Consider the following 263-nt stretch of genomic DNA (forward strand, 5'->3'; position numbering starts at 1 on the left):
ATCCTCATGCAGCCTATCTATCAGATGAGTTTGATATGACAGCCCTGCACATGATCACAATCATGGCATGCACATGCAACATAAATCTACAGACTCAAAGCCACAATCAGCATCAGGATCAGGATGAGGGTGCAACTAGTCTTGTTAAGGGTGCCAGGCATATCACTGCTTGTTTTGATGCCAACATGAGTGCAACATTTGTACCAGATGACAGGGGTAAGACACCATTGGATTACTTGTTGGAGTCAGGTGATGGATTGGAT

Annotated in this window: 1 protein-coding gene; it reads left to right on the plus strand. The window is 44.5% G+C overall.

Annotation, left to right across the window (positions count from 1 at the left end; genetic code table 11):
* A partial coding sequence (locus RYX56_RS23135; protein ID WP_317124227.1) for a hypothetical protein occupies window positions 1-263 on the plus strand: 263 nt, incomplete at both ends.

The sequence above is a fragment of the Alkalihalophilus lindianensis genome (assembly GCF_032843265.1).
Taxonomy (GTDB): domain Bacteria; phylum Bacillota; class Bacilli; order Bacillales; family Bacillaceae_D; genus Alkalihalophilus; species Alkalihalophilus lindianensis.